The organism is Kitasatospora sp. LaBMicrA B282 (assembly GCF_050325825.1).
Taxonomy (GTDB): domain Bacteria; phylum Actinomycetota; class Actinomycetes; order Streptomycetales; family Streptomycetaceae; genus Kitasatospora.
In genome coordinates, this window is the sequence record NZ_JBNQTI010000252.1 from 1 (window position 1) to 8547 (window position 8547).

Annotated in this window: 7 protein-coding genes; all 7 read right to left on the bottom strand. The window is 74.8% G+C overall.

The features are described 5' to 3' along the window. Positions 1 to 2787, bottom strand: a 2787-nt coding sequence (locus ACQRUO_RS37005; RefSeq protein WP_428320568.1) for an ATP-binding protein, incomplete at its 3' end; no start/stop codon positions are given. A gap of 225 nt (positions 2788 to 3012) precedes the next feature. Further along, positions 3013 to 3213 (bottom strand): hypothetical protein, encoded by a 201-nt coding sequence (locus tag ACQRUO_RS37010; RefSeq protein WP_428320569.1) that lies wholly within the window; start codon positions 3211 to 3213, stop codon positions 3013 to 3015. Positions 3214 to 3504: 291 nt separating this feature from the next. Further along, positions 3505 to 5001 (bottom strand): Asp-tRNA(Asn)/Glu-tRNA(Gln) amidotransferase subunit GatB, encoded by a 1497-nt coding sequence (gene gatB / locus ACQRUO_RS37015; RefSeq protein WP_428320573.1) that lies wholly within the window; start codon positions 4999 to 5001, stop codon positions 3505 to 3507. A gap of 84 nt (positions 5002 to 5085) precedes the next feature. Next, a complete protein-coding gene (locus ACQRUO_RS37020; protein ID WP_428320570.1) occupies positions 5086 to 5325 on the bottom strand; it encodes a hypothetical protein in 240 nt (79 codons plus the stop codon). After that, positions 5322 to 6815 (bottom strand): Asp-tRNA(Asn)/Glu-tRNA(Gln) amidotransferase subunit GatA, encoded by a 1494-nt coding sequence (gatA, locus tag ACQRUO_RS37025; protein ID WP_428320571.1) that lies wholly within the window; start codon positions 6813 to 6815, stop codon positions 5322 to 5324. The genes ACQRUO_RS37020 and gatA overlap by 4 nt, the downstream gene beginning before the upstream one ends. 5 nt (positions 6816 to 6820) lie before the next feature. After that, the gene (gene gatC / locus ACQRUO_RS37030) at positions 6821 to 7117 is read right to left on the bottom strand and encodes an Asp-tRNA(Asn)/Glu-tRNA(Gln) amidotransferase subunit GatC (RefSeq protein WP_184935436.1); all 297 of its coding nucleotides are present in this window, start codon (positions 7115 to 7117) and stop codon (positions 6821 to 6823) included. A 142-nt stretch (positions 7118 to 7259) separates the two neighbouring features. Beyond that, the coding region (locus tag ACQRUO_RS37035) for a putative bifunctional diguanylate cyclase/phosphodiesterase (RefSeq protein ID WP_428320572.1) at positions 7260 to 8547 on the bottom strand (1288 nt) is incomplete at its 5' end.

Consider the following 8547-nt stretch of genomic DNA (forward strand, 5'->3'; position numbering starts at 1 on the left):
CCGGGCGGCCTCGCCCAGCAGTTCGCCGGCCCGCTCGCGATGGCCGGCCGCGGCGGCGCAGCCGGCCGCGCCGAGCAGCGCCAGGACCAGCGGGTGGGGCAGGCCGCTGGTGCGCAGCGGTTCGAGCGCGGCCGCCCAGTGCTCCGGGGTGTCGCTGCCGGTCGCGCGGGCCAGTTCGGCCTCCGCCAGGTGCCACCAGCCCCGCTGCTGCGGGACCACCGGGCGCAGCCCGGCCAGCTCGGCGGCGATCCGGCGCAGCACCTCGGGGCGGTCCGGGTCGGCGGCGGGCAGGCCGCGGGAGTCCGCCTCCACCCCGGCGGCCCGGGCCAGCAGCGGCAGCAGGCGCTCCCGGCCCGCCAGCGGCCCGTCCAGCACGGCCAGCAGCGCGGCCCGGGCGGCCAGCGGGCGCCCCTGGCGGGCGGCCAGCTCGACCTCCAGCCGGGCGTTCGCCAGCGCGTGCTGCGGCTGGATCCGGTCGCCGCCGCGGGCCTGCGCCAGGGCCTCCGCGGCCTTGGCGAGGTCGCCGCGGAGCAGCGCCAGTTCGCCGCGCAGCCGGAACAGGAAGGGGTCGTGCGGCTCCGGGCGGGCGTCGTCCTCCCAGTCGGCCAGCAGCTGGGCGGCCTCGGCCGGCCGGCCGGCGTGCAGCAGCGCCTCGGCCAGGTTCCCGGTCAGGATCGCCCCGGTGTTGCGCAGCATGCCGAGGTCGCCGGCGGCCACCAGGCCCTCCCTGGCCGCCTCGACGGCCTCGCCGGCCCGGCCGAGCTCGACCAGCAGGCTGGCCAGGTTGTTCAGCCCGCGGGTGAGCAGGTCCGGCCCGCTGAGCCGGCGGGCCTCGCCGATCGCCGCGCGCAGCGTGGCCAGGCCGCGCTCGGGGTCGCCGAGGTCGGTGTAGAGCGAGCCCAGGGTCATCCGGGAGAACAGTTCGACGCTGGTGGCGCCGACCTCGCGGGCGATCGCCACCGCCTGCTCGGCGATCGCCACGTCGGCCGCGGTGGGGTACTGGAGCAGCGCCTGGCCGGCCGCCAGTGCGTAGACGTCGGCCTTGACCGCGGACGGGCCGGTGCCCTCGACCAGTCGGCGGGCGTGCGCCAGTTCCTGGTCGCTGCCGGGGCGGTTGAGGTGGCCCAGCATCCGGGCCCGGTTCATCCGGAACCAGGCGGCGCGCAGCGGGTGACGGGTCTCGTCGACCATCTTCAGGGCGCGCTTGGCCAGGCTCAGCCCGCGCTCCCGGACCCCCGCGCGCCGGGCCGCGACCACCGCCTCGGCCAGCACGTCCAGCAGCCGCAGCCGGTCGCAGTCCTGCGGGTCGGCCGGCTGCGATTCGGCCGACCGTGATTCGCCCGGGCGGGGGGCGGCGCCCGCGGGGGCCGCCGCCGCGCCGTCGTCGGAGTCGCAGGAGCACGGCGGATAGGTCTCCGCCCAGTCGTGCGGGCGCAGGGTGTCCTGCAGGACCTCCGGGGAGACCTCGTCCCACAGCTCGATCGCCCGCTCGAGCAGGCTGAGCTGCTCGGCGAAGGCGTTGCGCTGCCGGGCGGCCCGGGCCGCGTCCAGCGCGGCGGGCAGCGCCCGGGCCGGATCGTGCGCGTGGTACCAGTAGTTGGCCAGCCGGGCCGGCAGCTCGTCGCCGCCGACCAGGGTCGGGTCGGCGGCCAGCACCTCGGCGAACCGGCGGTTGATCCGGGTCCGCTCGCCCGGCAGCAGGTCGTCCGAGACCGCCTCACGGACCAGCGCGTGCCGGAACCGGTAGCCCTCGCCGTCCCTGTCGGGCCGCAGGATGTTGGCGCCCACGGCGGTGCGCAGCGCGTCCAGCAGCTCGTCCTCGGAGTCGTCCAGGACCGCGGCGAGCAACTCGTGCTCGACCCGGGAGCCGCCCTCGGCGGCGATCCTGAGCACCCGTTGGGTCTCCTCCGGCAGCGCCTCCACCCGTACCAGCAGGAGGTCGCGCAGCGAGTCGCTCAACCCCATCGAGCAGCCCTCCTGGTAGGAGCAGGCCAACTCCTCGACGAAGAACGGGTTGCCCTCGGAGCGCCGGTGGATCCGGGCCACCAGCTGCCGGTCCGGCGCCGCGGTGCCCAGGATGCCGGCCAGCTGGGCGGCCACCTCGCGCTGCCCGAACCGCGCCAACTCCAGCCGCTGCACGGTGCGCTGGCGCTCCAGCTCGGCCAGGAAGGGGCGCAGCGGGTGGCGCCGGTGCAGGTCGTCGGTGCGGTAGGTGGCCACGATCAGCACCCGGGACCGGTGCAGGGTCGCTATCAGGTAGCCCAGGAGCTCCCGGGTGGACCGGTCGGACCAGTGCAGGTCCTCGATCGCCAGTACCAGAGTGCGCTCGGCGCCCAGCCGCTCGAAGAGCCGGCCCAGGTGCTCGAACAGCCGGGCCCGGCCGTACTCGTCGTTGGGTTCCGGGCCGCGCTCGCCGAACTCCGGCAGCACCTGGGACAGGTGGCCCTCCATGCCCTCGGCGGCGCGGGCCAGCTCGGGGCCCAGGCGGCGGTGCAGCCGGCGCAGGGCGGTGGCCAGCGGGGCGTAGGGCAGCCCGGCGGCGCCCACCTCCAGGCAGTTGCCGAGCATGGTGATCGCGGCCGGCTGCACGGCCGGCTCGTGCTGCTCCGCCTGGCAGAGGAACTCCTCCAGCAGGCGGGTCTTGCCCACCCCGGCCTCGCCGCCGATCAGCAGCGCCTGCGGCTGCCCGGCCGCGGCGCGGCGCAGGGCGGCGGTGAGCGCGGCGCTCTCGCGGCCGCGGCCGACGAAGACGGGACTGACCGAGATCTGCTCCACGGCGCGAAGCATGCCATAGCGCGTGGTCCGCGGCCGAACCGATATCGCGGGTTCCGGGCCGGCACCGTTCCCCGGCCGGCGCCCCGCCGGGTGCCCCGGCCGGGGTCCGGCCTGGTGCCCCGTCAGGCCGCCCGGAACGCCGCGGGGGAGGGGCGCCGTCGGCGTCCCTCCCCCGCTGCTCCGCTCGGCCCGGCTCCGGCGTTCCCCTCGTGCCGCCGGTCCCGGACCGTCGGGTGCTCAGCACTCCTCGACCGCGACCCCGCCCCCGTGGGCCGGGCGGCGCAGGCCGGCCAGCCGGCCGAGCCGGTTGCCGCCCGCGGACGCGGTGCGGGCCGTGCGGTTCGCCCGGCGGGCCTCCTCGACCTGCCGCCGGTGGCTGGCCAGCTCGCGCAGTTCGGCGCCGCGCTGCTGGTAGAGCTGGTACTGGAGCTCGTTCATCGTGCTTCCCCGTCCTCGTCGTTCTCGCTACCTAGAGACTCCTCTGCCAGCGGGGGCGGGGGCATCGGCAGCTTGCCCGATCTTGGCCGGGGCGGGGGCCTTAGACGGCGGGCCCGGACATGCCGGAGCGGGGGGGGGGGGGGGGGGGGGGGGGGGGGGGGGGGGGGGGGGGGGGGGGGGGGGGGGGGGGGGGGGGGGGGGGGGGGGGGGGGGGGGGGGGGGGGGGGGGGGGAGAAAAAAAAAAAAAAAAAACACCCCCCCCCCCCCCCCCTCTACGGGGCCTTAGCGAGCTCAGGCGGCGCCGAGCTTCTCCAAGATGAGGTCCTTGACCTTCGCCGCGTCGGCCTGGCCGCGGGTGGCCTTCATGACCGCGCCGACCAGCGCACCCACCGCCTGCACCTTGCCGCCGCGGATCTTCTCCGCCACGTCCGGGTTCTCGGTGATCACCTGGTCGACCGCGGCACCGAGCGCGGAGTCGTCGGAGACCACCGCGAGACCGCGCGCGGCGACGACCTCGTCCGGCTCGCCCTCGCCGGCCAGCACGCCCTCGATCACCTGGCGGGCCAGCTTGTCGTTGAGCTTGCCCTCGGCGACCAGCGCGCACACCCGGGCCACCTGGGCCGGGGTGATCGGCTGCTCGGCCAGCTCGGTGCCGGTCTCGTTGGCCCGCCGGGCCAGCTCGCCGAGCCACCACTTGCGGGCCTGGTCGGCCGGGGCGCCGGCCGCGATGGTGTCCTCGATCGGCTCCACCGCACCGGCGTTGAGCACCGACTGCATGTCCTTGTCGGTCAGGCCCCACTCGGCCTGCAGCCGGGCCCGGCGGACCCGGGGCAGCTCGGGCAGCCCGGCCCGCAGCTCCTCGACCCACGCGCGCGCCGGGGCGACCGGGACCAGGTCGGGCTCCGGGAAGTACCGGTAGTCCTCGGCGTTGTCCTTGATCCGGCCGGAGGTGGTGCTGCCGTCCTCCTCGTGGAAGTGCCGGGTCTCCTGGATGATGGTGCCGCCGTCGGTCAGCACCGTGGCGTGCCGCTGGATCTCGAACCGGGCGGCCCGCTCGACGCTGCGCAGCGAGTTGACGTTCTTGGTCTCCGAGCGGGTGCCGAAGGTCTCGGTGCCGTTCGGGCGCAGCGACAGGTTGACGTCGCAGCGCATCTGGCCCTTGTCCATCCGGGCCTCGGAGACACCCAGGGCGCGGATCAGCTCGCGCAGCTCGGCCACGTAGGCGCGGGCCACCTCGGGGGCGCGCTCGCCGGCGCCGGTGATCGGCTTGGTGACGATCTCGATCAGCGGGATGCCCGCCCGGTTGTAGTCGAGCAGCGAGTGGGTGGCGCCGTGGATCCGGCCGGTGGCCCCGCCGACGTGGCTGGACTTGCCGGTGTCCTCCTCCATGTGGGCGCGCTCGATCTCGACCCGGAAGGTCGAGCCGTCCTCCAGCTGCACGTCCAGGTAGCCGTTGTAGGCGATCGGCTCGTCGTACTGCGAGGTCTGGAAGTTCTTCGGCATGTCCGGGTAGAAGTAGTTCTTCCGCGCGAACCGGCACCACTCGGCGATCTCGCAGTTCAGCGCGAGACCGATGCGCACCGCCGACTCCACCCCGACCGCGTTGACCACCGGCAGCGACCCGGGCAGGCCCAGGCAGGTCGGGCAGGTCTGCGAGTTCGGCTCGGCGCCCAGCTCGGTCGAGCAGCCGCAGAACATCTTCGTCTTGGTACCAAGCTCGACGTGGACTTCCAGGCCCATGACGGGGTCGTAGGAGGCGAGTGCGTCGTCGTAGGAGACCAGGTTCATGACGCTCACAGCGTCCCCTTCACTAAAAGACTCGGGAGGTACCGGTCCGGCCCCGCGCGCGGCGGGGCCGGACCCGATCGGTCGTCAGCCGGCGAGGACGTCCTCGTCGCCGAGCTGTCGCAGCTCGCGCACCAGCAGCAGGGTGCCGGTGACCAGGGCGGCGGCGCCGATCACGGCGTTGGCCAGCAGGAGGACGTCGCTCTCGCTGCGGGCCTTCTTGTATTCCTTGACGACGCCCAGCACGCCGAAGGCACTGGTGCCGATGGACAGCCACAGGCCGGGCTTGGAGTGCTTGAAGCCTTTGGCCTTCTCGATCTTGCTCACAGTGCCGGTGCCTCCTCCAGCAGGGGGTGACCCCACTTGTCGTTGAGTGCGGCCTCGACGGCGCCGCCCACGCGGTACAGGCGGTCGTCCGCCATCGCGGGGGCGATGATCTGCAGGCCGACCGGGAGATTGTCCTCCGGGGCGAGCCCGCAGGGCAGCGACATGGCCGCGTTGCCCGCGAGGTTCGAGGGGATGGTGCACAGGTCGGCCAGGTACATCGCCATCGGGTCGTCGGCGCGCTCGCCGATCGGGAAGGCGGTGGTCGGGGTGGTCGGCGAGACCAGCACGTCCACGTCGGCGAAGGCGGCGTCGAAGTCGCGCGAGATCAGGGTGCGCACCTTCTGGGCCGAGCCGTAGTAGGCGTCGTAGTAGCCCGAGGAGAGGGCGTAGGTGCCCAGGATGATCCGGCGCTTGACCTCGGGGCCGAAGCCGGCCTCGCGGGTGAGCGCGGTGACCTGCTCGGCGGAGGCCGTGCCGTCGTCGCCGACCCGCAGGCCGTAGCGCATCGCGTCGAACCGGGCCAGGTTGGAGGAGGCCTCGCTGGGCGCGATCAGGTAGTAGGCGGGCAGCGCCAGGGTGAAGCTGGGGCAGGACACCTCGACCACCTCGGCGCCCAGCTCGCGCAGCAGCTCCACGCTCTCGTCGAAGCGCTGCATCACGCCGGCCTGGTAGCCCTCGCCGGCGAACTCCTTGACCACGCCGATCTTCATGCCGCGGACGTCGCGCATCCGCGCGGCCGCGACCACGGCCGGCACCGGCGCGTCGATCGAGGTGGAGTCCAGCGGGTCGTGGCCGGCGATCGCCTCGTGCAGCAGCGCCGCGTCCAGCACGGTGCGGGCGCACGGGCCGCCCTGGTCCAGCGAGGAGGAGAAGGCGACCAGGCCGTACCGGGAGACCGAACCGTAGGTGGGCTTGACGCCGACCGTGCCGGTGACCGCGCCGGGCTGGCGGATCGAGCCGCCGGTGTCGGTGCCGATCGCCAGCGGGGCCTCGTAGGCGGCCAGCGCGGCCGCCGAGCCGCCGCCGGAGCCGCCGGGGATCCGGGACAGGTCCCACGGGTTGCCGGTGGTGCCGAAGGCGGAGTTCTCGGTGGAGGAGCCCATGGCGAACTCGTCCATGTTGGTCTTGCCCAGGATGACCACGCCCGCGTCCTTCAGACGGGTCGTCAGGGTGGCGTCGTAGGGCGGGACCCAGCCTTCGAGGATCTTCGAGCCGCAGGTGGTGGGGACGCCCTTGGTGGTGAAGACGTCCTTGAGCGCGAGCGGCACGCCGGCCAGCGGGCCGAGCTCCTCGCCCTTGGAGCGCTTCTCGTCCACCGCGCGGGCGGCCGCCAGGGCGCCCTCGGTGTCCACGTGCAGGAAGGCGTTGACCTTCTTGTCGACGGCCTCGATCCGGTCCAGGTGGGCCTGCGCGACCTCGACCGCGCTGACCTCGCCGGCCGCGATGGCCTCGGCGGTGCGGGCCGCCGTGTACTTGATGAGCTCGGTCATGCCGGTCAGTCCTCCCCGAGGATCTGCGGAACCCGGAAGCGCTGCTCCTCGGCGGCCGGGGCGCCGGAGAGCGCCTGCTCGGGCGTGAGCGAGGGCCGGACCTCGTCCGCGCGCATGACGTTGGTCAGCGGCAGCGGGTGGGAGGTGGGCGGGACGTCCGCTCCGGCGACCTCGGAGACGCGGGCGACCGCGCCGATGATCACGTCAAGCTGCTCGGCGAAGTGGTCCAACTCCTCCGCCTGCAGCTCCAGACGCGACAGCCGGGCGAGGTGGGCGACCTCCTCGCGCGTGATGCCAGGCATGCAGCGATCCTCAAGGTGAGTTCTGAGTGAAGGCCGCCACGCACGGTGTGCGGCCCGGACGGGGACCGGCGGCACGGGGGCGCAGGTCGTCCGTCCTCTTGTCTTTACCGACCATCCTAGAGGTCACCGGGTGTCGCGGGTGTTACTGCGGGGTCGTCGGCGCCTCGGTGGGCGGGCTCAGCGGCTGGCGCGGCACTCCGGGGCAGGGCAGCTCGGCCTGGCCGGTCCAGCGCTCCAGCGGGGTCAGCCGCTCGGCTGACGGCGGGCCGGTGCGGTGCACCCGCAGCCAGGCGGTGGCCTGCTCGGCGGGCAACGCGGCGGAGACCAGCCAGCCCTGCACCGCGTCCACGCCCAGGCCGTGCAGGCGCTCCCAGGTCTCGTCGTCCTCGACGCCCTCGGCGACCACGGTCAGGCCGAGCGAGTGGGCGAGTTCGACCGAGCAGCGCACCACCGCCGCGTCATGGTCGTCGGCGACCATCCGGGAGACGAACGACCGGTCGATCTTCAACTCACCGACCGGCAGGCTGCGCAGCCGCACCAGCGAGGAGTGCCCGGTGCCGAAGTCGTCCAGCGACATCCCGACCCCGTGCCGGCGCAGCTCGGCCAGCGTGTCGGCGGCCCGCCGGGAGTCGTCCAGCAGCAGCCGCTCGGTGATCTCCAGCTGGAGCGCGTGGGCCGGCACCTGATGGCGGCTCAGGTGGCCGGCCACCCGCTGGGCGAAGCCCGGGTTGAGCACGTCGCGCGGCGAGACGTTGACCGCCACCTGGACCTGCAGGCCCTGCGCCCGCCAGGCGGCGAGCTGGCCGATCGCGGCCTCCAGCACGTAGTCGGTCAGCCGCGGCATCAGGCCGCTGGACTCGGCCAGGCCCACGAACTCGTCCGGCGAGATCCGCCCGCGCCCGGGCCGCTCCCAGCGCAGCAGCGCCTCCAGGCCCACCACCCGGCCGTCGAAGGCGACCTTGGGCTGGTAGTGCAGCTGCACTTCGCCGGTCTCCAGGGCCCGGCGCAGGTCGCCGAGCAGGCCGATCCGGTAGGGCGTGTCGGCGTCCTGCGAGTGGTCGTACTGCTCCACGCCGGTGCGGCCGCGCTGCGCGTGGCCCATGGCGACGTCGGCTCGGCGCAACAACGATTCTGCGTCACCGGCGTGCTGCGGGTACACGCAGACCCCGGCGGTGGCCTCCAGCACCAGCAGCAGGCCGTCCAGCCGGATCGGCGCGGCCAGCTCGGCGATCAGCGCCTTGGCCAGCCGCTCCAGCGTGTCGGGGTGGCCGACGCCGGGCAGCAGCACGGCGAACTCGTCACCGCCCATCCGGGCCACCACGGCGCGGCGGCCGTGCTCGGCGGCGGGCGGCAGGGCGGCCAGCAGCTCCTCGGTCTCCCGGCGGCGCTCGGCGGCGCCGGCCGCGCGGAGCGGGCGGCGCGCACCGCGG